This is a genomic window from Stenotrophomonas sp. YJH_SMC_94-11 (genome assembly GCF_059370435.1).
In genome coordinates, this window is the sequence record NZ_JCAFTR010000002.1 from 177,662 (window position 1) to 199,799 (window position 22,138).

The window sequence follows — 22,138 nt, forward strand, 5'->3', positions numbered from 1 at the left end:
GCGGCCACGATGGCCGCCTTTCATCACAAGGACGCCGCAGCGTCGCGGTGCGTGACAACCTTCGGCAATTTTTCTGGATTCAGCACGCTGTACACGTTGGCGATGCGACCATCGACCACTTCGATGGTGGTGATCGAGTGCAGGCGGTCACCCTGGAAGCGCAGGATCGCCGGTTCGCCGTTGACGTAGCCCAGCTGCGCCGGGTGCGCCGCGCCGCGGCGGGCGATGGCCCAGAACAGGCGGCCGATGCGTTCGGCGCCCAGCAGGGGCCGTACCGCCGCAGTGACTACGCCACCGCCGTCGGAGACCAGTACCGCATTGGCGTGCAGCAGGGCCTGGATCGCTTCGCTGTCGCCGCGCTGCGAGGCATCCATGAAGCGCGTCAGCAACTGCCGGTGCTGGATGGCATCGGCGTTGAAGCGCTGCCGTCCGGCCTGCAGGCGCTGCCGGGCACGGTGCACCAGCTGCCGGCAGTTGGCTTCGCTGTGGCCGATCAGGTCGGCGATCTCACGGTAGTCGTGGTCGAAGGCCTCCTTCAGCAGGAAGGCGGCGCGTTCTTCGGGGCCGAGCTGTTCGAGCAGGGTCAGGAAGGCGACCGAGACCTCGTCGGCCAGCGCATGCAGCTGGGCCGGGCCGGGCGAGGGGTCAGGCTCCAGGGTGACCGCCAGCGGTTCGGCCAGCCATGGGCCGACATAGTGGACACGCTCGCGCTTGGCCGCTCGCAGGCGGTCCAGGCCGAGCCGGGTGGTGGTGGTGACCAGCCAGGCCTCTGCATCGCGGACGCTGGCGGGATCGGCGCCGGACCAGCGCAGCCAGGCGTCCTGGACCACGTCTTCGGCGTCGGCGCGGCTGCCGAGCAGGCGATAGGCCAGCGCCATCAGGCGCGGGCGGTGGGTCTGGAAAACGGTTTCGGCGTTCATGTGTGCAAGGACGCCGCAGTGGCGCGTGGCGTGACAGAGCGTCGGGGGGAATCTTGCCGGCCAGCGGCCGGCACTACCACCCCGGGACCGGGGGAGGGGGTAAAATGGGCGGATTACCCCCGCCAGCCTCGAGCAAGCGAGCAAGCCGTGACATCGATCAAGCAGGAAGACCTCATCCAGTCCATCGCCGACGCGCTGCAGTACATCTCGTACTACCACCCGGTCGACTACATCAAGAACCTCGCCGCCGCGTACGAGCGCGAGGAGTCGCCGGCCGCGAAGGAAGCGATGGCCCAGATCCTGATCAATTCGCGGATGTGCGCCGAAGGCCACCGTCCGATCTGCCAGGACACCGGCATCGTCACCGTGTTCCTGGAAATCGGCATGGACGTGCGTTGGGATGACGCCACCATGGGCGTGGAAGACATGGCCAATGAAGGCGTTCGCCGCGCCTACATGCATCCGGACAACAAGCTGCGCGCCTCGGTGCTGGCTGATCCGGCCGGCAAGCGGATCAATACCAAGGACAATACCCCGGGCGTGGTCAACGTCAAGGTGGTGCCGGGCAACAAGGTCGACGTCATCGTTGCCGCCAAGGGCGGTGGTTCGGAAGCGAAGACCAAGTTCGCCATGCTCAACCCGTCCGACTCCATCGTCGACTGGGTGCTGAAGACCGTGCCGACCATGGGCGCCGGCTGGTGCCCGCCGGGCATGCTCGGCATCGGCATCGGTGGCACTGCCGAGAAGGCGATGCTGCTGGCCAAGGAGGCGCTGATGGAACCGATCGACATCACCGAGCTGCAGGCCCGTGGTGCCTCCAACCGCATCGAGGAGCTGCGCCTGGAGCTGTATGAGAAGGTCAATGCATTGGGCATCGGTGCGCAGGGCCTGGGCGGCCTGACCACTGTGCTGGACATCAAGATCAACGACTATCCGACCCATGCGGCCAACCTGCCGGTGGCGATGATCCCGAACTGCGCCGCCACCCGCCATGCGCACTTCACCCTGGATGGCAGTGGCCCGGTGATGCTGGACCCGCCGTCGCTGGAAGACTGGCCGAAGCTGACCTATGACGCGTCCAGGGGCACCCGCGTGGACCTGGACACGATCACCCCGGAAGACGTGGCCAGCTGGAAGCCGGGCCAGACCCTGCTGCTCAACGGCAAGCTGCTGACGGGTCGCGATGCCGCGCACAAGCGCATGGTCGACATGCTCAACAAGGGCGAGGAACTGCCGGTCGACCTGAAGGGCCGCTTCATCTATTACGTCGGCCCGGTCGATCCGGTGCGCGACGAAGTGGTGGGCCCGGCCGGCCCGACCACGGCGACCCGCATGGACAAGTTCACCGAGCAGGTGCTGGCGCAGACCGGTCTGCTGGGCATGGTCGGCAAGGCCGAGCGCGGCCCGGCCGCCATCGAGGCGATCAGGAAGCACAAGTCGGCCTACCTGATGGCCGTTGGTGGTTCGGCCTACCTGGTGTCCAAGGCCATCAAAGCCGCCAAGGTGGTCGGTTTCGCCGACCTGGGCATGGAGGCGATCTACGAGTTCACCGTGCAGGACATGCCGGTGACCGTGGCGGTGGATTCCACCGGCGAATCGGTGCACAAGACCGGCCCGCGCGAATGGCAGGCCCGCATCGGCAAGATTCCGGTGGTTGTGGAGTAAGCCCTCCATCCCGGACCAGACAACGGCGCCCCTGTGGCGCCGTTGTTGTGTGGGCAGAAGGATTAACGCGCCTGTAGCCTCTGCTCTGCTACGGTCGGTACACCCTCGCACAGGACGTGTCCATGGCCCTGCATCGGTTCATCGTGGTAGGCGTGCTGCTGGCCCTGGCCGGTTGCAGCACCCCGGCGTCATACGAAGGCGCGGATTTCCCAGCATCCGCGCAATGCCGCGTGCAGTGCCAGGCCGGCTATCGCAGCTGCATGGCGCAGAATGACTCCCTCGGCAGCCGCCAGAGCAACTGCGAGCAGCAGGTGGTGCCGGCGCCGGACAAACGCTGCAAGGACGTGGACAATCCGGACCTGCGCCGTGCCTGCGAACTGAAGACGCACGACTGCGCGATGCGCGCGCCGATGATGTCCTGTGGCGAGCGCCGGGATTCCTGCATGAGCAGCTGCGGCTGAGCAACGATCGCGCGCGTGGGCGCATAATCGGCTGATCCCCCTGCACAGGATCTTCCGCATGAGCACCATGCTGTATGGTTCGACCAGTACCGCCGCGCTGGTCGTGCACTGGCTGCTGATCGAGCTCGGCATCGAGCATGAACTGGTGCTGCTGGATTTCGACGCGCGCGAGCACAAGTCGGCGCAGTACCTGGCGCTCAATCCGGCCGGTGTGGTGCCGACACTGTTGATCGATGGCCTGGTACTGACCGAAGCGGCGGCCATCGCCCTGTACCTGGCCGATCGCCACCCGGAGGCCGGCCTGCTCCCGGTACCGGGCACGCCGCAGCGTGGCGATGCCTATCGCTGGATGTTCTGGTGTGCCAATACGCTGCAGCCGGCCTATCGGGCCTGGTTCTATCCGCATGAAATGGCCGGCCAGGCGAACGTCGAGGCCAGCCGCGAGAGGGCGCGTCAGCGGCTCGAAGCGGCCTGGCAGCACGTTGCCGCTCACCTGCAGGCGCACGGCCCGTACCTGCTGGGCGCCACGCCCTGCGTGGTCGACTACATGCTGGTGATGTTGATGCGCTGGTCGCGCAACATGCCCAGGCCCAGTGACACCTGGCCAGTGCTCAAGGCGCATGCCACCTCGATGAAGGCGCGCCCGGCGTTCGCCGAGGTCTACCGCCGCGAAGGCATCACCGATTGGCGGTAACCAAAAAAGGGGACGGAGGGAATTAAGTCGTTTGTGCACAAACGACTTAATTCCCTCCGTCCCCTTTTTCGGGTTACAGGATCTCCAGCACTGTTTCCGGTGGGCGGCACAGCCGCGTGCCCTTGGTCGTGCGCACCACGGGGCGATTGATCAAGCGGGGATGTTCGCTCATCGCCGCCAGCAGCGTGGCGTCGTCGGCGCCGTCCAGGCCCAGTTCGGCGAACAGCGCCTCCTTGCTGCGTACCAGTTCCTGTGCGTGCAGCCGGGATTCGGCCAGTACCTGGCGCAGCGTGGCTGCGTCCGGCGGGTTGCCCAGGTAGTCGATCACCACCGGCTCGAAGCCCGCATCGCGGATCAGTTTCAGTGCGCCGCGCGAGTTGCTGCAGGCCGGGTTGTGCCAGATCGTCACGTCCATCAGAACCACTCCAGCAGAGACACGCCCACACCCACGTAGGTGGCCTTGTGGTTGTAGTCGATCAGGCTTTCGCCGTAGCCGTCGAAGACCTGCACATGGCCACGCAGCAGGTTGCTGATCGGGAAGCCGTAGTCCAGCTGCAGCGCACCGTGCGAACGGCTTCCGGTGCGCAGTGAATGGCGCGCCATCAGCGAGACCTCATGCCCATTGCGGTTCCAGGTCAGGGTGGCGTCGCCGCGGCCCATGTAATCCTCGATGTCCGGATTGTTGTCTTCGCTGCGGCTTTCCGGAATGCGGTACCAGGGACGCAGCACCAGCGCCCAGTTCTCGCGGTCCAGGCCGATGTTGAGCATGACCCGGTTCCAGCTGCGTGACAGCGGGTCGGCGCGGCCATTGGACTGGTGGTTCAGCGCGATGCCGGTCATGCGCCCGCGCCAGCCACCGATCGAGTAGCCGTTGCGGAACACCATCATCACTTCCGGCTCGTAATTGGTTTCGCGGAACGGGCGCGAATCCTCGCTGTTGTAGGCCTGCCAGCGCGAACTCTGGGTGTAGCCGGCCCAGATGTCGCCGTTGTCGCCGAACAGGTTCTCGACGATCTTGGTCTTGAAGCTGATCTGGAACTTCAGCTCGGCACTGTCGAGTACCTGCGGGGTGGTTACGCTGTTGGCCGGGTTCGGCGAGTGCGGCATGGTGTTGCGATCGCTGGTCCAGAAGGCGGGCAGCAGGTACACCGGCTTGTAGGCGCGCAGTTGGAACGGCCCCAGCTTGGAGTCCTCGGCCAGTTCCCAGCGGCTGTCCAGCAGTGAACCGCGGCCGGCGTTGGCCAGCGCGCTGTCCGGCGTCGCCGGGCGGAACAGGTCGCTCACCCGCTCGCGCAGCTTTTCCTCGCCCTGGCTCACGCGCGCGGTCTGCCGTTCTTCGCGGCGGGCCTGTGCAGCCGCTTCGGCGGCAGCATCAGCGGCGGCGGTAGCCTCCGGGGTATGCCCGAACAGGCGGTCATAGCAGGCCAGCCGGGCCGCGTCGGTGGTAATTGCCGCGCAGGCGGCCGGTGAGGTATCGGCGGTAGGCGCGAACTCCTGCGCAGCCAGCGGTGCACTGGCCAGGGCAAGCGCCAGCGGCGCCAGACGGGGAAACAGCGTGGGGAGGGTCATTGCAGCAGGCCCTTCGATGAATTCGGGAATCACACAGTGTGGCGGCTGTGCCGGATCGCGGCCAGCCCCAGGGTTTATGCACGGTCACAGCGTGCGCGTGGCGTGAAGGCCAGGTGGCTCAGAAGAACCAGGCGAACGCGAACAGGCCCAGCATCGCGATCACAACCGCCAGTTTCAGTGCCAGGCCAAGCAGGATGCCGAGCCAGGTGGCCAGACCGACCCTGGTCGAGCGGCCGAGTTCACGGGTGTGCCAGTACTCGCCGAGCAGGGCACCGACCAGCGGTCCGGCGAACAGGCCGATGGGCATGAAGAACAGGCCGACGATGCTGCCGACGAAGGTTCCCCACAGCGCCTTGCGGCTGGCACCGACACGCTGCGCGCCGACCACCGTGGCCAGCACGTCCACCAGCAGCGAAAGCAGGGTCAGTACCCCAAGCGCGACCAGGGTAGGCCAGCCGACGTGGGCAAAGCCGTCGGCCCAGGCGGCCAGCAGCAGTCCGATGAACACCAGCGGGATGCCCGGGAGGGCCGGCAGGATGATGCCGGCGATGCCTATCAGGACAAAAATGACCGCTAGCAGATACAAGATGAATGAGAGTCCCATGCTGTCCCGTATGGAGTCCGTTTTGGGGTTGACAGTGAAAGATTTTGCCAGTTGCTTTTTCGTTTTGGCCGGGTTAAGTTGCAGTCGCTGAGCTTGGCAAGGTCACCGTGGATCGTGGCCTGATGAAGCAAGATCTTCCCGATCCGCTGCATCGATGCACCTCGCTTCCCCCTTGCTTGTCAGCCGCCCACCAGGCGTTTCCAACAACAAGAGAGAGTCAAAGGGAGTTAGTGAGATGGCTGATCGCGAGACCGGTACCGTAAAGTGGTTCAATGATGCGAAGGGCTTCGGCTTCATCAGCCGGCAGAATGGCGAGGACGTGTTCGTGCACTTCCGCGCCATCGAGACCCAGGGCTTCAAGAGCCTCAAGGAAGGCCAGAGTGTGAGCTTTGAAGTCGTGCAGGGCCAGAAGGGCCTGCAGGCTGACAAGGTCCAGCCGATGTAACACCTGCCGTCCGTCGGCATGAAAAAAGGCCCGCGCAAGCGGGCCTTTTTCTTTGCCTTTGGCCCGCTGCAGGTCAGCGCAGGATGACCTTGCCGTTGACCACGCGCACATAGGTGTTCTCACGGATGCCACCCAGGTCACGCTGGTTGACCACGATGGTGCGGCCATCATCCATGCGCACGCTGATGTCGTAGGTATCGCTGGTCACATTCTTCTGGATCTGGTTGCCGGCCAGGGCGCCACCGACTGCGCCTGCAGCGGCGGCAATGTTCTTGTTGCCACGGCTGCCACCGGTGTGGTCGGAGATTTCATGGCCGGCCACGGCGCCAACGATGCCGCCGAGGATCGCGCCGGTCGCGCTGGGCGCGGTGCGGCCCGAGGGCACGGTGTTGATGCGGGTGACGATGCCACAGTCCGCGCAGCGGCCCTGGTTGTAGCCGCCGTTGTTGCCGTAGCCGCCGTTGTTGTAGCCGTTGTTGTAACCACCGCCACTGTAACCGGGCGAGGTGGCACAACCGGCCAGCGCGAGGGTAGCGATGGCGCTGGCGGCGATGAGCTGGATCTTCATGGGGCGTCTCCTGGCCGTGAAGGCGGGTATGTTGGGTGGTACTGCGTCATGCAGCAGGGTGGACGAATCCTCTCCCTTCGAACGTGAACAACGCGCCAACCACGCACCCGATGCCCGGCTGCAGGATGAACGCGCCTCAGCGGAAATCCTGGTGGCAGGCCCGGCAATCGGCCTGCAGCGTTTCCACGAGCTGGGCCAAGGCCCTGCAGTCGCCTGGCGGTGCAGCCAGCGCCGTGTTGAGGTTGCCGCGAAGTCGGCTGGCGTGCTGCTGGAACTGCGTGCTGTCCTTCAGCCCGGGAAACGCCAGGTCCAGGTCATTGGACAACAGGCGTAGCGCCTGCAGCCGCGGCACGCTGTCGGCCAGGCTGCAGCGGTTCTGCTGCTGGGCCCGCTGCAGCAGCTGCGACTGCCGCTGCATCACCTGCATCAGGCTGTCCGGGAACGGGTCGCGACGCGCCTGCAGGGCGCGGCCTACCATCACCGTGGCGACCAGACCGATCAGCAGGCCCAGGCACAGTACGAACAGGTAGCGATGGGCAGGGGACAGGCGGCGGGGCGGGCTGGCGTTCATGCGGGCTCTCCGGGCGTGCAACGGTGGGTTCGACGCCGGCGTGCTTTGGGCGCTGGCACCTGCACGTTAAAATAGCCCGATGAACGAACAGGTCAAACAACGCTTTGCCGGCATCGAACGGCTGTATGGCGTGGGTGCGCTCGAGCGCCTGCAGGGCAGCCGCGTGGCGGTGGTCGGCATGGGCGGCGTCGGCTCGTGGGTGGTGGAGGCGCTGGCCCGTTCGGCGGTCGGTCATCTGACCCTGATCGATGCCGACGATATCTGCGTGTCCAACACCAACCGGCAGCTGCCGGCGATGGAAGGCAATTACGGGCGCAACAAGGCCGAGGCGATGGCCGAGCGCTGCCGTGCGATCAATCCGGGGATCGACGTCGATGCCGTGCAGGCATTCCTGACGATGTCCAACATGGCTGAGCTGCTGGACCGCGGGTTCGATCTGGTGATCGATGCCTGCGACAGCTTCCGGGTCAAGGTCGAGACGATCGCCTGGTGCCGCCGCCGCAAGCTGCCGCTGCTGACCGTCGGCGCTGCCGGTGGCCGCACCGACCCGACCCTGGTACGTATCCGCGATGTCTCGCGCACCGAGCATGACGCCATGCTGGCGCTGATCCGCAAGAAGCTGCGCAGCGAGTTCAACTTCCCGAAGAACGCCAAGCGCTATTTCGGCGTGCCGGCGGTGTATTCGCTGGAGAATGTGAAGTACCCGCAGGCCGATGGCAGCGTCTGCGGCATTCGTCCGAACCTGGGTGCCGATGCGGCGTTGAAGCTGGACTGCGGCGCCGGTCTGGGCGCGGCGACCCACATCACCGGCGCGTTCGCCTTTGCGGCGGTGGGCAAGGCGCTTGAGATGCTGCTGGAGCCGAAGAAGGCGAAAACCGAGGTGGCCGAGGCCTACGCCGACGCGTGACGGTGGTGCCGGCCGCTGGCCGGCATCGGGTTCGTCGCCGTCGTTACAGCGTGCCGGCCAAGGTCGGGCCCCCGCCGTCAGATTGCCGGCAGCGCGAACAGCCGCCGTGCATTCTCTGTCGTGGCCTGTGCCAGGGCCTCCAGCTCCATTCCGCGCAGCGCGGCCACGTGCCGGGCAATGGTTGCCAGCCGTGCCGGTTCGTTGCGCTGGCCGCGGACCCCTGCGTCGGGCTGGTCAGGCGCGTCGGTTTCCAGCAGCAGCTGCTCCAGCGGCATCCCGCGTACCAGCCGTTGCAGGCGCTGCGCCCGCTCGTAGGTCAGCGGACCGCCAAGGCCCAGCAGGAAGCCGTGCCTGTGCAGTTGCGCGGCCTGTTCGGGGCTGCCGGAAAAACTGTGCACCACGCCGCGCAGGCCGCCGACGCGACGGATCGCGGCGATCACCGCATCCACCGCGCGTCGCGCGTGCACGATCACCGGCAGATCGAATTCTCGGGCCAGTTCCAGGTGGCCGATGAAATACGCCTGTTGAGCCTCGGCATCCAGTCCTTCGACGAAGAAGTCGAGGCCGCATTCGCCGATCGCGCAGGGGCGTTCGCGCTCGATCCACTCGCGCAGCAGTGGCAGGTGCCCAGGCTGGTGATCGGCCAGGAACATCGGGTGCAGGCCGAAGGCCGGGTACAGCCCGGGCGCCTGCTGGCAGACCTCGCGCAGTTTCGGCCAGCTGGCAGCGGTGACCGCTGGCACCACCTGTTGGCGCACACCCACGGCCTGCGCCCGCTCGATCACCGCGGCACGGTCAGGGTCGAACGCGCTCGCGTCGAGATGACAGTGGCTGTCGACCAGCACGCTCAACGCTGTTCCAGCGGCGGTGGCGTGGTGGCGTTGCGGCTCTTCCAGTTCGCCAGCAGCAGCGTGCCGAAGCCCAGCACCAACTCATCGATGAACGGGATCGGGTCCGGGATGAACAGCGTCAGCACGAACAGGCCGGCGGTGAGCTTGAACAGGGTGGGGTAGCGCAGCCGGCGCGCCCATTGCAGTACTGGCAGCAGCATCGGGTTGGCCATGGCGGGGATCCTCGTGGGGAATATGCAAACGCTACCACGGGCCCTGCATTTCCCGATGCTGAATGGGTTACAGCAATGAGCAGGAAATGTGGAGATTCCGTTCAGGCAGCGCGTGCTGCAATCTGTCCCGAGAACGTTGCGGATGGTCCGCAAGGAGCAGGTCATGAAAAGCACAACTACAACTGTCCTGGTCGCAGCGGGCGCGCTGCTGGTTGGTGGCATCGCCACCGCCGCCTTCATGAAGAGTGGCGACCGCTCGCCCGACTCCATCAGCGCCGCAACCCCCAATGGCGAGTCGCGCCTGGTCGATGGCAACGCCACCGACGATGGCGTGCGTGGTGACCAGCTCGACCCGTCCGCGCCGCGCGGGCTGGAATATGCCGATGTGCTGAAGGTCGACCCGATCACCGAGAAGCAGAAGGCCTATGCCACCGTGATCGGCACCGATCCGGTGCGTGAGACCTCCACCACCCAGACTCCGCACGAGGTCTGCCAGGACGTGACGGTGCAGGAACGCCTGCCGGAGCGTGATGGCAACGTCGGCGGTACCGTGGTCGGCGCGGTGGTGGGTGGCCTGCTCGGCAACCAGGTCGGTGGCGGCAACGGCAAGAAGGCCGCGACCGCAGCCGGTGCGGTGGCCGGTGGCTTCATCGGCAACCAGATCGACAAGCGCCATGTGGGCGGCCGCGTTGTCAATCGTACCGAGCGCCAGTGCCACACCGAAACCGCAACGTCCGAGTCGAGCCGCGTCACCGGTTACAACGTGACCTATCGCAACGAAGACGGCACCACCGGCACCATGCGCATGGCCAGCAAGCCGGGCAGCCGCATCGCCATGGGTACCAATGATGTGGTGAAGGGCTACAACGTGACCTATCGCTATGATGGCGCCGAGAAGACCGTGCGCATGGACAACAAGCCGACCAGCGATCGCCTGCCGGTGGTCGATGGCCAGCTGGTCACGCAGACCGCTGCTGCCGGCGCCACTGCGGCAACGCGCCAGTAATCCAGAACACCCTGCTGCACCCGACGGGCCGGCTCATGCCGGCCCGTTTCGTTGTGCGCACGGGCATTGATCCGTGGGCAAAGGGAATCGACCATGATGGATGCCCCCCCCCCTTAGACAAGGAGTCGGCATGAGCATCTTCGACCTGCGCCTGGAAACCGAGCGGCTGATCCTGCGCCCGCTGCTGCGCGAGGACTACGAACCGTACCTGGCATTCTGTGCCGACGAGGAAACGATGCGCACCCTGGGGGGTGTTCAACCGCCCTCGGTGGCATGGCGCGGCTTCTGCAGCCTGGCCGGCGCCTGGCAGCTGTTCGGCTTCTCGATGTTCAGCGTGATCGAGAAATCCAGCGGTGACTGGATCGGCCGGATGGGACCGTGGCAGCCGCAGGACTGGCCTGGAACCGAGGTCGGTTGGGGTATTCGGCATGCCAGCTGGGGCCGGGGCTATGCACCGGAAGCGGCGGTTGCTGCCATCGACTGGGCATTCGACACGCTGGGCTGGGACGAGGTGATCCACACCATCGCCGAGAACAACGACAACTCGAGGGCGGTCGCGCGCAAGCTGGGCAGCACGCTGCTGCGCATGGGAGAGCTGCCGCCGCCGTACAACGACAAGCCGATGCAGATCTGGGGCCAGTCGCGCGAACAATGGCGCCAGCGCGCGCGCTGAGCGTTGCAGGTAGTGCCGGCCGCTGGCCGGCAACCTCGATGTGGCAGGATTCGTGCGATTGCCGGCCAGCGGCCAGCGTTACCGTGGTGCCATGCTGCATCCGCGCTTGGCATTCACCGGCGGGCTTGCCAGACTGCGTGCAGCTGGCCGCCGGCCGGATCCGAGGAAGCAGGCAATGGTGGAAGAGCGCGTCCCGTTGACGGTGCATGGCATGTCGGTGTCCGGCAATTGCCACAAGGTCCGCCTGCTGCTGGAGCAGCTCGGCAGCCGCTACCGCTGGGTGGAAGTGGACAGTGCCCATGGCCAGACCCACACCGCCGAGTTCCTTGCGCTCAATCCCAACGCCAAGGTGCCGTTGATCGTCCGCGACGATGGCCGCGTGTTGACTGAATCCAATGCGATCCTGTTCTGGTTGGCCGAAGGGACGCCCTACCTGCCTACCGACGGTTGGGAACGCGCGCAGGCATTGAGCTGGATGTTCTTCGAGCAGTACACGCACGAGCCCTGCGTGGCGGTAGCGCGCTTCATCCGCGGCTGGACACCGCCCGATTCACCGCGCCGTGCTGAACTGCCACGCCTGCACGAGCGCGCCGCCACCGCGCTGGCGGTGATGGAGCAGCACCTGCGCGAAGCGCAGTGGTTCACCGGCAGCGCATACGGTATCGCCGACATTGCGCTGTTCGCCTATACCGACGTCGCAGGCGAGGGCGGCATCAGCCTGGCGCCCTTCCCGGAAGTGCGCGCCTGGCTGCAGCGCGTGCGCGCGCAGCCGCGCTTCGTGGCGATGCCAGCGGTGACCGCCGAGGTGCGCGCGCGCTTCGAGGCTGCCTGATCCCACAGGGTAGCGCCCGGCGTTGCCGGGTGGAATGCAACAACGACACGGAGGGTGTTCGATGTTTGCTGTGGTTCCAGATCCGATTCCTGCGCGCATGCGCGTGCTCAACCGCGCCGAAGTGTGCGACGCCAATTTCCTCGACGCGGTGCGTGGCTGGCGAGGCACACCGCGCGCACGTCCTGCACCGGACGCGCCGATCCTGCCGGGCAGCTCGCTCAACGCTGCGGCCTTCGGTGAGCTGTTCGATTCCCAGCTGGCCAGCCGCCAGCTGGACCTGATGGCGCGCGTATTGCGCGTGCAGAACAAGGTTTTCTATACCATCGGGTCGTCCGGCCATGAAGGCAACGCGCTGCTGGCGCGGGCCTGCCGGCATACCGACCCCGCATTCCTGCACTATCGCTCCGGCGCCTTCATGGTCGAGCGCTCGCGCCAGGTGCCGGGCATCGACCCGTTGCGCGATGCGGCGCTTTCATTCGCGGCCAGCGCCGATGACCCGGCCAGTGGCGGCCGGCACAAGGTGTGGGGCAGCAAGCCATTGTGGGTATTGCCGCAGACCTCGACCATCGCCTCGCACCTGCCGAAAGCGCTGGGCACCGCGTTGGCCATCGAGAGTGGCAAGCGGCTGGGCCATGCGCTTCCCATTCCGGCCGACAGCATCGTGCTGTGCTCGTTCGGCGACGCCTCGGCCAACCATGCCACTGCGCAGGCCGCATTCAACACCGCGATGTGGGCGGCCTACCAGAAACTGCCGGCGCCAATCCTGTTCGTCTGCGAGGACAACGGGCTGGGCATCTCGGTGAAGACGCCGGACGGCTGGATTGCCGAGCGCTTCAGCCACCAGCCAGGGCTGGACTATTTCTTTGCCGATGGCCTCGACCTGGCCACTGGGCACGCCCAGGTGCAGGCCGCAGTGGACCACTGCCGGCGGACGCGGCGACCGACCTTCCTGCATCTGCGCACCACGCGCCTGATGGGCCACGCCGGCACCGACTTCGAGGTGGAATGGCGTGCATTGCCGGAATTGTGCGCGGCCGAGGCACAGGATCCGCTGTTGCGCTCGGCGCAGATCGCGCTGGAATCGGGCTGGATGGATGCAGCCGCCATCGAAGTGGCCTACGAGACGATGCGCGCGCGCTGCATGGCCGCCGCTGCCGATGCCGAAGGCCGTGCGAAGCTGCAGTCGCTGCAGGAGGTCATGGCGCCATTGGCACCCTATACGCCCGCAGCGGTGCAGGCCGAAGCCCGGCGCGAGGTCGCCGACGAAGCGCGCGAGGCACTCTATGGCGGTACCGAGGCCTTGCCGGAACGACAGGCGCCACGGCATCTCGCGATCCAGATCAACCACGGCCTGCTGGAACTGCTTGCGAAGTATCCGCAGAGCCTGCTGTTCGGCGAGGACGTGGCTCAGAAGGGCGGTGTCTACACCGTCACCAAGGATCTGCTGCGCCGCTTCGGTCCACGCCGGGTGTTCAACACGCTGCTGGATGAAACCATGATCCTGGGCATGGCGCAGGGCCTGGCCAACCTGGGCATGCTGCCGATTCCGGAGATCCAGTACCTGGCCTACCTGCACAACGCCATCGACCAGCTGCGTGGTGAAGCCTGTTCGCTGCAGTTCTTCTCCAACGACCAGTACCGCAACCCGATGCTGGTGCGGGTGGCCGGGCTGGGCTATCAGAAGGGTTTCGGCGGGCACTTCCACAACGACAACTCGATCACCGCGTTGCGCGACATCCCCGGGCTGGTGGTCGGCTGCCCCTCGCGCGGTGACGATGCGGTGATGATGCTGCGCACGCTGGCCGCATTGGCGCGGGTGGATGGGCGCGTGGCGGTGTTCCTGGAGCCGATCGCGCTGTACATGAGCAAGGACCTGCACGAAGCAGGGGATGGCCAGTGGCTGTTCGACTACCCGGCACAGGGCCAGGCGCTGGTGCCGGGCGAGGGCCGGGTGTATGCACCGGAGGCCGGAGACCTGGTGATCTACACCTATGGCAATGGCGTGCCGATGGCGTTGCGCGCGGCGCGGGCGATCGAGCAGCAGCTGGGCTGGCAGGTGCGGGTGGTCGACCTGCGCTGGCTGGTACCGTTGGATGCCGGCTTCATCGCGGCCCAGGCCGCGAGCGCGCGGCGGGTGCTGGTGCTGGACGAAGGCCGCCACAGCGGCGGAGTGGGTGAGGGCGTGGTCACGGCACTGGTCGAGGCCGGCTTTGGTCACCTGCCGCTGCGCCGCGTCTGTGGCGCCGACACCTACACGCCACTGGCAGGGGCAGCAATGTTCGGGCTTCCAAGCGACAATGCGGTGATTGGCGCCGCCCTCGACCTGGCGCAGGAACCCTGATGCATGTGTGGATTGGCGGGAATGTTGTTGCCGGCGCCGCTGGCGTCGGCCGAGGCGCTGCAGGCGCAGGCGCTGGCCATGGGCCAGGCGCTGCACCATCGCGGGCCGGATGATGGCGGCAGCTGGGTCGATGCCGAGGCGGGCATCGCGCTGGCGCATCGACGCCTGAGCATCCTCGACCTGTCCCCGCTGGGCCACCAGCCGATGGCCTCGGCGGACGGCCGCTACGTGATGGCCTACAACGGCGAGGTCTACAATTTCGCGGCCCTGCGTGAACAGCTGGAGCCGCTGGGGCACACCTTCCGTGGCCATTCCGACACCGAAGTACTGCTGGCGGCGATCCTGCAGTGGGGCGTCGAAGACACCCTGCAGCGCTGCAACGGCATGTTCGCCATCGCGCTGTGGGACCGTCAGGATCGTTGCCTGTGGCTGGCCCGCGACCGCGTCGGCAAGAAGCCGCTGTACTACGGCTGGGCCGGCGACGCGCTGGTGTTCGGTTCGGAACTGAAGGCGCTCTGGCAACACCCGGCGTTCGACAACGACATCGACCGCGATGCGCTCACCTTGCTGCTGCGGCTGGATTACATCCCGGCGCCGTACAGTATCCACCAGCGCTGCTACAAGCTGATGCCGGGCCGGGTGCTGCGGCTGGATGCAGCGGCTGTGGCCGCAGGCGCCGCGGCACACCGCCCGGAGCAGGCGCAGCGCCCGTACTGGGATGCGCGTGCACGCATGCAGGCGGCGTTGGCCGCCCCGTTCCAGGGCCGCATCGAGGAGGCCGAGGAACAGCTGGATACGCTGCTGCGCGATGCGGTGGCGCTGCGCATGGTGGCCGACGTGCCGGTCGGCGTGTTCCTGTCCGGCGGCACGGACTCATCGCTGGTGGCAGCGCTGATGCAGGCGCAGAGCGGGCAGCCGGTGCATAGTTTCAGCATCGGCTTCACCGACTCGGGACATGACGAAGCTCCGCTGGCCAGGGAGCTGGCGGCTCATCTCGGCTGTGATCACACCGAGTTGTACGTCAGTGGCGCCGACGCGCTGGCGGTGGTGCCTCAGTTGCCGGCGATGTTCGATGAACCTTTTGCCGATGCGTCGCAGGTGCCGACCGCGCTGGTGGCACGGCTGGCACGGCAGGGCGTGACCGTCGCGCTGTCCGGCGACGGTGGCGATGAGCTGTTCTTCGGCTACACCCGCTATGTACGCGCGCTGCGCAACTGGCAGATGCTCGGACGCGTGCCGGGGCCGCTGCGGCGCTGGATGGGCGCACGCTCGCAGCAGCAGGGCGAGGCCTCGCGGACCGGTGGCCTGGCGGCGCTGCTGGCCGAGACAGGCGCACGTGGCATCGGCGACGTCTACCGCAACCGCATCTCGCGCTGGCGCGACCCTGCCGCAGCGGTACCTGGTGCGCAGGCGGCCGGCAGCTTCTACGACCTGGCCGATCCGCTGCACGGCGCGGGGACACCGGCCGACGCGATGATGCTGGCCGATTTCGTGACCTACCTGCCCGATGACCTGTTGTGCAAGGTCGACCGGACCTCGATGGCGGTCGGCCTGGAGGCGCGCGCGCCATTGCTGGACTGGCGCGTGGCCGAGTTCGCCTGGTCACTGCCGCTGGGCTTCAAGCGCAGTGAGACGACCAGCAAGGTGCTGCTCAAGCGCGTGCTGGGCCGTTACGTGCCGCATTCAATGGTGCACCGTCCCAAGCGCGGTTTTGGCGCACCGGTCAGTGACTGGTTGAAGGGCGACCTGCGACCCTGGGCAGAGGACCTGCTGCAGCCGGCGCGGCTGGAGCGTGAGGGCGTGCTGTCGGCGGCGGCGGTGCAGCCGCTGTGGCAGCAGTTCCTGGGGGGGCAGCGCAAGTGGCATACCCACTTGTGGAACGTGCTGATGTTCCAGGCCTGGCAGGCGCATTGGCGGCAGGCGCGGACCGGCGTGACCGGCGGCTGATCTTCACCGGATGGCACGGGCCTGGCGACTAGGCTGGGCCTCCCGCACCGTGAGGAGTATGTCCCGATGTCCGTCCCCACCATCGCCGTGTTCGTTGGCAGCCTGCGCAAGGATTCCTGCAACCGCAAGCTGGCCCATGCGCTGGAGAAGCTCGCCGGTGATCGCGCGCGCTTCCAGTACGTGCAGATCGGCGATCTGCCGTTGTACGACCAGGATTTCGACGCTGATTATCCGCCGCAGGGCACCCGGCTGAAGGATCAGGTGCGCGCCGCCGACGCGGTGCTGTTCGTGACACCCGAGTACAACCGGTCGGTGCCCGGCGTGCTCAAGAACGCCATCGATATCGGATCGCGCCCGTACGGTGACAGTGCGTTTGCCGGCAAGCCGGCGGCGGTGATCGGCGCCTCCATCGGCCAGATCGGTACCGCCGTGGCCCAGCAGCACCTGCGCAACAGCCTGGCCTTCCTGGACATGCATGTGCTGGGCCAGCCCGAGGCATTCATCCACTTCAAGGACGGCCTGATCGATGCCGATGGCACGATCCACAACGAAGGCACGCAGAAGTTCCTGCAGGGCTACGTGGACCGGTTCCTGGCGTTGATCGCAGTGCACGTCAAGGGCGATTGACGCCGGCGGGGTCAGAGTCCCCTGCGTCGCAGAGGATCCGACCCCGGGGCGTTGATCTGCGATAATGTCCCGCTCGGGCGCCGCAACGGCGCCCGTCGCAGGCAGTGCGACGCTTTCACGCCAGTCTGGCCAGGTACCGGCGGATATCCCCCGTTTTCCCACGGCTTATCCACAGGCTTGTCCATGGCTGCCGGGGTCGGCACATGCCTACACTCGTCTGGCCCACTTTTGCAGGAAACACCGCAGCATGTCCGCTCGTCCCGGCTTCCGTTCCAACCGCAGAGAGCGCGGTGATGGCTTCGATCGCGATCGCGACGAGTCGCGCATCGACCAGTTGCGGGTACCGCCCCATTCGGTGGAAGCCGAGCAGGCGGTGCTGGGTGGCCTGATGCTGGCGCCCGAGGCGTATGACCGTGTCAACGACCAGCTGACCGAAAGCGACTTCTATCGTCGCGATCACCAGATGATCTATCGTGCGATCCGCGAGCTGTCCGAGCGCGAACGGCCGTTCGACGCGGTGACGCTGGGCGAGTGGTTTGAATCGCAGGGCAAGATGGAACTGGTGGGTGACGGCGCCTACCTGATCGAACTGGCCAGTACCACGCCGTCAGCTGCCAACATCGTGGCCTACGCCGAGATCGTGCGCGACAAGGCGGTGCTGCGGCAGCTGATCCAGGTCGGCACCGACATCGTCAACGACGGTTTCCAGCCAGAGGGGCGTGACAGCAGCGAGCTGCTGGCCTCGGCGGAAAAGAGCGTGTTTGCAATCGCCGAACAGGGTGCGCGTGGCCGTACCGATTTCGTGGCCATGCCCGGTGCACTGAAGGATGCCTTCGAGGAGCTGCGCAACCGCTTCGAGAACGGCGGCAACATCACCGGCCTGCCGACCGGTTACAACGATTTCGACGCGATGACCGCTGGCCTGCAGCCGACCGACCTGATCATCCTCGCGGCGCGCCCGGCAATGGGCAAGACCACCTTCGCGCTGAACATCGCCGAGTACGCGGCGATCAAGTCGAAGAAGGGCGTGGCCGTGTTCTCGATGGAAATGTCGGCGTCGCAGCTGGCGATGCGCCTGATTTCCTCCAATGGACGCATCAACGCGCAGCGCCTGCGTACCGGCCAGCTGGAAGACGAGGACTGGAGCCGCGTCACCAGCGCGATCAAGATGCTGAAGGAAACCAAGATCTTCATCGACGACACGCCGGGCGTGTCGCCGGAAGTGCTGCGTTCCAAGTGCCGCCGCCTCAAGCGCGAGCATGACCTGGGCCTGGTGGTGATCGATTACCTGCAGCTGATGAGCGTGCCGGGCAACAGCGAGAACCGCGCGACCGAAATCTCGGAAATCTCGCGTTCGCTGAAGGGCCTGGCCAAGGAACTGAACGTGCCAGTGATCGCGCTGTCGCAGCTCAACCGCTCGCTGGAAACGCGTACCGACAAGCGCCCGGTGATGGCCGACCTTCGCGAATCGGGCGCAATCGAGCAGGACGCGGACATGATCGTGTTCATCTACCGCGACGACTACTACAACAAGGAAAACTCGCCGGACAAGGGCCTGGCCGAAATCATCATCGGCAAGCACCGTGGTGGCCCGACCGGCTCGTGCAAACTGAAGTTCTTCGGTGAGTACACCCGCTTCGACAACCTGGCCCACGACTCGGTCGGTTCGTTCGAATAGCGGTCATGCCGGCCGCTGGCCGGCAACCACCATCGGGCGCTGCAGAGCCAAGGCACCGGCAGGAGCTGCTGTCAGCGCGGGTTCCATGCGGTCGCCACGAAGCGCAGCCGGGCATGGGCGTGGCGTTGCACTGCGCTGGACGGGTTTCATCGCCGCCAGCCCGGTTTCGTCGCAAACTGTTTGCCGGCGCCAGGGTAGGGCGCCAAGGTGTCCGCAGGCGGCAGGGTGCCGTCCCAAGGAGACCGTGATGAAGACCCTGTTCGCGCTCGGTGTGTGGTGCCTGCTGTTCGTACTGTGCTGGCCGCTGGCGATCCTCGCCCTGATCGCCTGGCCGTTCGTGTGGCTGCTGAGCCTGCCGTTCCGACTGGTCGGCATCACCTTCTCGGCGCTGTTCGCCTTCCTGCGCGCGCTGTTCATGCTGCCGGCGCGCATGCTCGGTGGCCGGGCGGTGCCCGCATGAGGGCGCTGGTGCTGGTCGGTCTGGCCCTGTTGGCGGGCCCGCTACAGGCCGCTCCTCCAGCACCGCCTTCGGTGTGGCTGGAGCGCCAGCAGGCAGCCGGTGCCGACGAAGCGAATGCTGCTGGGGCGAAGGCTTCGACGCGGCCCGGGGACAGGGAGCGCTGCCGGGTCACGAAGGAATGGAAGGTCGGCGAGACGGTGGTGCAGCATCGGATCTGTGACGATCCACCGAAGAAGCCCGCTGGAAAGGTGTAGCGCCGAGCCCAATGCTCGGCGCTACAGGAAAATGAGCAACAAAAAACCCCGCCGAGGCGGGGCTTCTTGAATCCGGGTGAAGCCGGCCAGCGGCCGGCACTACTAGGTGGACGATCAGTTCGCTTTGTGGATGGCGCGCTTGCTGACCGCCATCGCGGCGTCGTGGATCACTTCCGACAGCGACGGGTGGGCGTGGCAGATGCGGGCCAGGTCATCGGCCGAGCCGCTGAACTCCATGGTCAGCACGCCTTCGTGCACCAGTTCGGAGACGTTGGCGCCAACCAGGTGCATGCCGAGGATGCGATCGGTTTCGGCATGGGCCAGGATCTTCACGAACCCCGCCGGCTCGATCATCGCTACGGCACGGCCGTTGGCGGCGAACGGGAAGCTGCCGGCCTTGTACGGAATGCCCTCGGCCTTCAGCTGGGCTTCGGTCTTGCCGACCCAGGCCAGTTCCGGCTCGGTGTAGATGACCCACGGGATGGTGTCGAAGTTGACGTGGCCCGGCAGGCCGGCGATCAGCTCAGCCACCGCGATGCCTTCCTCGAAGCCCTTGTGCGCCAGCATCGGGCCGCGCACGCAGTCGCCGACCGCCCACACGCCGTTGACGCCGGTGTGGCAGTGCGCGTCGACTTCGATCTGGCCGCGCTCGTTGACCTTGACGCCGGTGCCTTCGGCCAGCAGGCCCTTGGTGGCGGCGCGACGGCCGACGGCCACCAGCAGCTTGTCCACGGTCAGGGTCTTTTCGCCTTCCGCGTCAGTGTAGGTGACGATGACTTCCTTCTTCTTGCCCTTGCCGGTGATCTCGGTCTTGGAAACCTTGGCATTGAGCTTGATGTCCAGGCCCTGTTTCTTGAATTCCTTGGCAGCGGCCTTGGCCACTTCGGCGTCGGCAGCCGCCAGGAACTCCGGCATGGCCTCAAGGATGGTGACTTCAGCGCCCAGGCGCTTCCACACGCTGCCCAGTTCCAGGCCGATCACGCCGGCACCGATCACCGCCAGCCGGTTCGGCACTTCGGTGAAGTCCAGGCCGCCGACGTTGTCGACGATGGTCTCGCCGTCGAACTGGGCGAACGGCAGTTCGATCGAATCCGAACCGGCCGCGATGATGACGTTGGTGCCCTTCAGCTCGATTTCCGAACCGTCGTGCTGCTTCACCTTGACCACGTTGCCCGGCTGCAGCTGGCCGAAGCCGTAGTAGGCGGCGACCTTGTTGGCCTTGAACAGCATGCCGATGCCGCCGGTGAACTGCTTGACGATCTTGTCCTTGCGGCCAATCATCGCCTCGACGTCAATCTTGGCATCCTTGAAGCTGATGCCGTGGTCGCCAAAGATGTGGCCCATGTTCCAGAACTGGCGCGAGGAATCGAGCAGCGCCTTGGACGGGATGCAGCCCACGCGCAGGCAGGTGCCGCCGAGGGCCGGCTTGCCGTCCTTGCCCAGCGCTGCGTCGATGCAGGCGGTCTTCAGGCCCAGCTGGGCCGCGCGGATGGCAGCGTGGTAACCGGCCGGGCCGGCACCGATGACGACGACGTCGAATTGTTCAGCCATTGAATTATTCCTTGATGCATTACCAGAACCCCTCCGCGCAGGCGCGGAGGGGCGGGAGGTTTCTTACAGGCCGAACAGCATGCGGCCCGGGTTTTCCAGCTGGTTCTTGATGTCCACCAGGAACTGCACCGAGTCCTTGCCGTCGATGATGCGGTGGTCGTAGGACAGCGCCAGGTACATCATCGGCGCGATCACGACCTGGCCGTTCTGGGCGATCGGACGCTCCTTGATGGCGTGCATGCCCAGGATGGCGCTCTGCGGCGGGTTGATGATCGGGGTCGACAGCAGCGAACCGAAGGTGCCGCCGTTGGTCACGGTGAAGGTGCCGCCCTGCAGTTCTTCCAGGCCCAGCTTGCCGTCACGTGCCTTCTTGGCGTAGTCGGCGATGGTCTTCTCGATGTCGGCGAACGACATGCGCTCGACGTTGCGCAGGACCGGCGTGACCAGGCCCTTCTCGGTCGACACGGCGATCGAGATGTCCGAGTAGCCGTGGTAGATGATGTCGTCGCCGTCGATCGAGGCGTTGACCAGCGGGAAGCGCTGCAGCGCGTTGGCAGCGGCCTTCACGAAGAAGCTCATGAAGCCCAGCTTGATGCCGTGGGCCTTGACGAACTCGTCCTGCAGCTCCTTGCGCGCCGCCGACACCTTGGACAGGTCGACTTCGTTGAAGGTGGTCAGCATGGCGGTGGAGTTCTTCGACTCCATCAGGCGCTCGGCGATGCGCTTGCGGATGCGGGTCATCGGCACGCGCTCTTCCGGACGTGCACCACCGGCCTTGCCGGCGCCGCCGTTGCGGGCGAAGTTGACGATGTCTTCCTTGGTCACTGCACCACGACGGCCGGTGCCGTCGACGTCGGCCGGGTTCACGCCTTCGGTGATGGCGGTGAAGCGGGCGCCCGGCGGCAGGGTGTCGGCGGCCGACTTGGCAGCCGGAGCCGGAGCGGCGGCAGCGGCCGGAGCAGCGGCGGCCGGTGCGGCTTCAGCCTTCTTCTCTTCAGCGGCCGGGGCCGGAGCCGCAGCCACGGCGCCTTCTTCGATGATCGCCACGACCTGGCTGGAGGTCACGGTATCGCCTTCCTTGAACTTGATTTCCTTCAGCACGCCGTCAACCGGCGACGGCACTTCCAGCACGACCTTGTCGGTTTCCAGGTCAAGCAGGTTTTCGTCGCGCTTGACGGCGTCGCCCACCTTCTTGTGCCAGGTGGCGATGGTGCCGTCGGCGACGGATTCGGGCAGTACCGGGGCTTTGACTTCGGTGGCCATTGCGGGAGCTTCCTGGTTTGTCTTCTAAATAGGGGGAGG

24 protein-coding genes are annotated in these 22,138 nt (G+C 66.4%); 14 read left to right on the forward strand and 10 right to left on the reverse strand.

What is annotated here, in order from left to right; genetic code table 11:
• Window positions 1-23 precede the first annotated feature (23 nt).
• Window positions 24-920, reverse strand: a complete 897-nt coding sequence (locus tag AC5P74_RS05075; RefSeq protein ID WP_346607540.1) for an RNA polymerase sigma-70 factor — start codon at window positions 918-920, stop codon at window positions 24-26.
• A 147-nt stretch (window positions 921-1,067) separates the two neighbouring features.
• On the opposite strand from AC5P74_RS05075, the gene AC5P74_RS05080 reads away from it, so the two are divergent.
• The 3 genes from AC5P74_RS05080 to AC5P74_RS05090 all read left to right on the forward strand — a co-directional run bounded on the left by AC5P74_RS05080 (window position 1,068) and on the right by AC5P74_RS05090 (window position 3,740).
• Entirely contained in the window at window positions 1,068-2,585 is a 1,518-nt protein-coding gene (locus AC5P74_RS05080; protein ID WP_053497826.1) for a fumarate hydratase, read from the forward strand.
• Window positions 2,586-2,707: 122 nt separating this feature from the next.
• Window positions 2,708-3,046: a hypothetical protein gene (locus tag AC5P74_RS05085; RefSeq protein ID WP_005417563.1), complete on the forward strand. Its 339-nt coding sequence runs from the start codon at window positions 2,708-2,710 to the stop codon at window positions 3,044-3,046.
• 58 nt (window positions 3,047-3,104) lie between these two features.
• Window positions 3,105-3,740 (forward strand): glutathione S-transferase family protein, encoded by a 636-nt coding sequence (locus AC5P74_RS05090; RefSeq protein ID WP_053497824.1) that lies wholly within the window; start codon window positions 3,105-3,107, stop codon window positions 3,738-3,740.
• Window positions 3,741-3,813: 73 nt separating this feature from the next.
• Here AC5P74_RS05090 and arsC read toward each other — a convergent pair whose 3' ends face one another.
• From arsC to AC5P74_RS05105, 3 genes are all read right to left on the reverse strand, one after another.
• A complete protein-coding gene (arsC, locus tag AC5P74_RS05095) occupies window positions 3,814-4,155 on the reverse strand; it encodes an arsenate reductase (glutaredoxin) (RefSeq protein ID WP_005417554.1) in 342 nt (113 codons plus the stop codon).
• Window positions 4,155-5,309, reverse strand: coding sequence for a phospholipase A (locus tag AC5P74_RS05100; protein ID WP_070490493.1), 1,155 nt, complete (start codon window positions 5,307-5,309; stop codon window positions 4,155-4,157). The genes arsC and AC5P74_RS05100 overlap by 1 nt, the downstream gene beginning before the upstream one ends.
• 118 nt (window positions 5,310-5,427) lie before the next feature.
• The gene (locus AC5P74_RS05105; protein ID WP_005417547.1) at window positions 5,428-5,913 is read right to left on the reverse strand and encodes a DUF456 domain-containing protein; all 486 of its coding nucleotides are present in this window, start codon (window positions 5,911-5,913) and stop codon (window positions 5,428-5,430) included.
• A gap of 235 nt (window positions 5,914-6,148) precedes the next feature.
• Between AC5P74_RS05105 and AC5P74_RS05110 the strand changes: the two genes are divergently transcribed.
• The gene (locus tag AC5P74_RS05110; RefSeq protein ID WP_005417546.1) at window positions 6,149-6,358 is read left to right on the forward strand and encodes a cold-shock protein; all 210 of its coding nucleotides are present in this window, start codon (window positions 6,149-6,151) and stop codon (window positions 6,356-6,358) included.
• Between the two features lie 73 nt (window positions 6,359-6,431).
• Here AC5P74_RS05110 and AC5P74_RS05115 read toward each other — a convergent pair whose 3' ends face one another.
• Together AC5P74_RS05115 and AC5P74_RS05120 are read right to left on the reverse strand one after the other, a co-directional pair.
• Window positions 6,432-6,926: a glycine zipper 2TM domain-containing protein gene (locus tag AC5P74_RS05115; protein WP_005417545.1), complete on the reverse strand. Its 495-nt coding sequence runs from the start codon at window positions 6,924-6,926 to the stop codon at window positions 6,432-6,434.
• Window positions 6,927-7,062: 136 nt separating this feature from the next.
• Window positions 7,063-7,497 carry a cytochrome c gene (locus tag AC5P74_RS05120; RefSeq protein WP_005417544.1) on the reverse strand — a complete coding sequence of 145 codons (435 nt, stop codon included), beginning with the start codon at window positions 7,495-7,497 and terminating at the stop codon, window positions 7,063-7,065.
• 79 nt (window positions 7,498-7,576) lie between these two features.
• Between AC5P74_RS05120 and AC5P74_RS05125 the strand changes: the two genes are divergently transcribed.
• Complete coding sequence (locus AC5P74_RS05125) at window positions 7,577-8,404, forward strand: tRNA threonylcarbamoyladenosine dehydratase (protein WP_065178298.1); 828 nt, start codon at window positions 7,577-7,579, stop codon at window positions 8,402-8,404.
• Window positions 8,405-8,481: 77 nt separating this feature from the next.
• On the opposite strand, the gene AC5P74_RS05130 is transcribed toward AC5P74_RS05125, so the two are convergent.
• Together AC5P74_RS05130 and AC5P74_RS05135 are read right to left on the reverse strand one after the other, a co-directional pair.
• The gene (locus AC5P74_RS05130) at window positions 8,482-9,255 is read right to left on the reverse strand and encodes a TatD family hydrolase (RefSeq protein WP_206619997.1); all 774 of its coding nucleotides are present in this window, start codon (window positions 9,253-9,255) and stop codon (window positions 8,482-8,484) included.
• Window positions 9,252-9,467, reverse strand: a complete 216-nt coding sequence (locus AC5P74_RS05135) for a DUF6116 family protein (RefSeq protein ID WP_005417541.1) — start codon at window positions 9,465-9,467, stop codon at window positions 9,252-9,254. Before AC5P74_RS05135 ends, AC5P74_RS05130 begins: the two co-directional genes overlap by 4 nt.
• Window positions 9,468-9,630: 163 nt before the next feature.
• On the opposite strand from AC5P74_RS05135, the gene AC5P74_RS05140 reads away from it, so the two are divergent.
• From AC5P74_RS05140 to AC5P74_RS05180, 9 genes are all read left to right on the forward strand, one after another.
• Complete coding sequence (locus tag AC5P74_RS05140; RefSeq protein ID WP_053499871.1) at window positions 9,631-10,473, forward strand: glycine zipper 2TM domain-containing protein; 843 nt, start codon at window positions 9,631-9,633, stop codon at window positions 10,471-10,473.
• 130 nt (window positions 10,474-10,603) lie between these two features.
• A complete protein-coding gene (locus tag AC5P74_RS05145) occupies window positions 10,604-11,146 on the forward strand; it encodes a GNAT family N-acetyltransferase (protein ID WP_049410531.1) in 543 nt (180 codons plus the stop codon).
• A gap of 175 nt (window positions 11,147-11,321) precedes the next feature.
• Complete coding sequence (locus tag AC5P74_RS05150; protein WP_032954328.1) at window positions 11,322-11,978, forward strand: glutathione S-transferase family protein; 657 nt, start codon at window positions 11,322-11,324, stop codon at window positions 11,976-11,978.
• Between the two features lie 61 nt (window positions 11,979-12,039).
• On the forward strand, window positions 12,040-14,319 hold the full coding sequence (locus AC5P74_RS05155) for a transketolase C-terminal domain-containing protein (protein WP_346607539.1): 2,280 nt from the start codon (window positions 12,040-12,042) through the stop codon (window positions 14,317-14,319).
• A gap of 3 nt (window positions 14,320-14,322) precedes the next feature.
• The gene (gene asnB, locus AC5P74_RS05160; protein WP_346607538.1) at window positions 14,323-16,266 is read left to right on the forward strand and encodes an asparagine synthase (glutamine-hydrolyzing); all 1,944 of its coding nucleotides are present in this window, start codon (window positions 14,323-14,325) and stop codon (window positions 16,264-16,266) included.
• A 66-nt stretch (window positions 16,267-16,332) separates the two neighbouring features.
• A complete protein-coding gene (locus tag AC5P74_RS05165) occupies window positions 16,333-16,893 on the forward strand; it encodes an NADPH-dependent FMN reductase (protein WP_049410520.1) in 561 nt (186 codons plus the stop codon).
• Window positions 16,894-17,140: 247 nt separating this feature from the next.
• On the forward strand, window positions 17,141-18,571 hold the full coding sequence (locus AC5P74_RS05170; RefSeq protein ID WP_005417526.1) for a replicative DNA helicase: 1,431 nt from the start codon (window positions 17,141-17,143) through the stop codon (window positions 18,569-18,571).
• Window positions 18,572-18,818: 247 nt separating this feature from the next.
• Window positions 18,819-19,031: a hypothetical protein gene (locus AC5P74_RS05175; RefSeq protein ID WP_005417525.1), complete on the forward strand. Its 213-nt coding sequence runs from the start codon at window positions 18,819-18,821 to the stop codon at window positions 19,029-19,031.
• Window positions 19,028-19,285, forward strand: a complete 258-nt coding sequence (locus AC5P74_RS05180) for a hypothetical protein (RefSeq protein WP_080375107.1) — start codon at window positions 19,028-19,030, stop codon at window positions 19,283-19,285. The genes AC5P74_RS05175 and AC5P74_RS05180 overlap by 4 nt, the downstream gene beginning before the upstream one ends.
• A gap of 114 nt (window positions 19,286-19,399) precedes the next feature.
• Here AC5P74_RS05180 and lpdA read toward each other — a convergent pair whose 3' ends face one another.
• Both lpdA and sucB read right to left on the reverse strand, forming a co-directional pair.
• Window positions 19,400-20,836: a dihydrolipoyl dehydrogenase gene (lpdA, locus tag AC5P74_RS05185; protein WP_495204838.1), complete on the reverse strand. Its 1,437-nt coding sequence runs from the start codon at window positions 20,834-20,836 to the stop codon at window positions 19,400-19,402.
• Between the two features lie 63 nt (window positions 20,837-20,899).
• Window positions 20,900-22,099: a dihydrolipoyllysine-residue succinyltransferase gene (sucB, locus tag AC5P74_RS05190; RefSeq protein WP_053499860.1), complete on the reverse strand. Its 1,200-nt coding sequence runs from the start codon at window positions 22,097-22,099 to the stop codon at window positions 20,900-20,902.
• Window positions 22,100-22,138 lie beyond the last annotated feature (39 nt).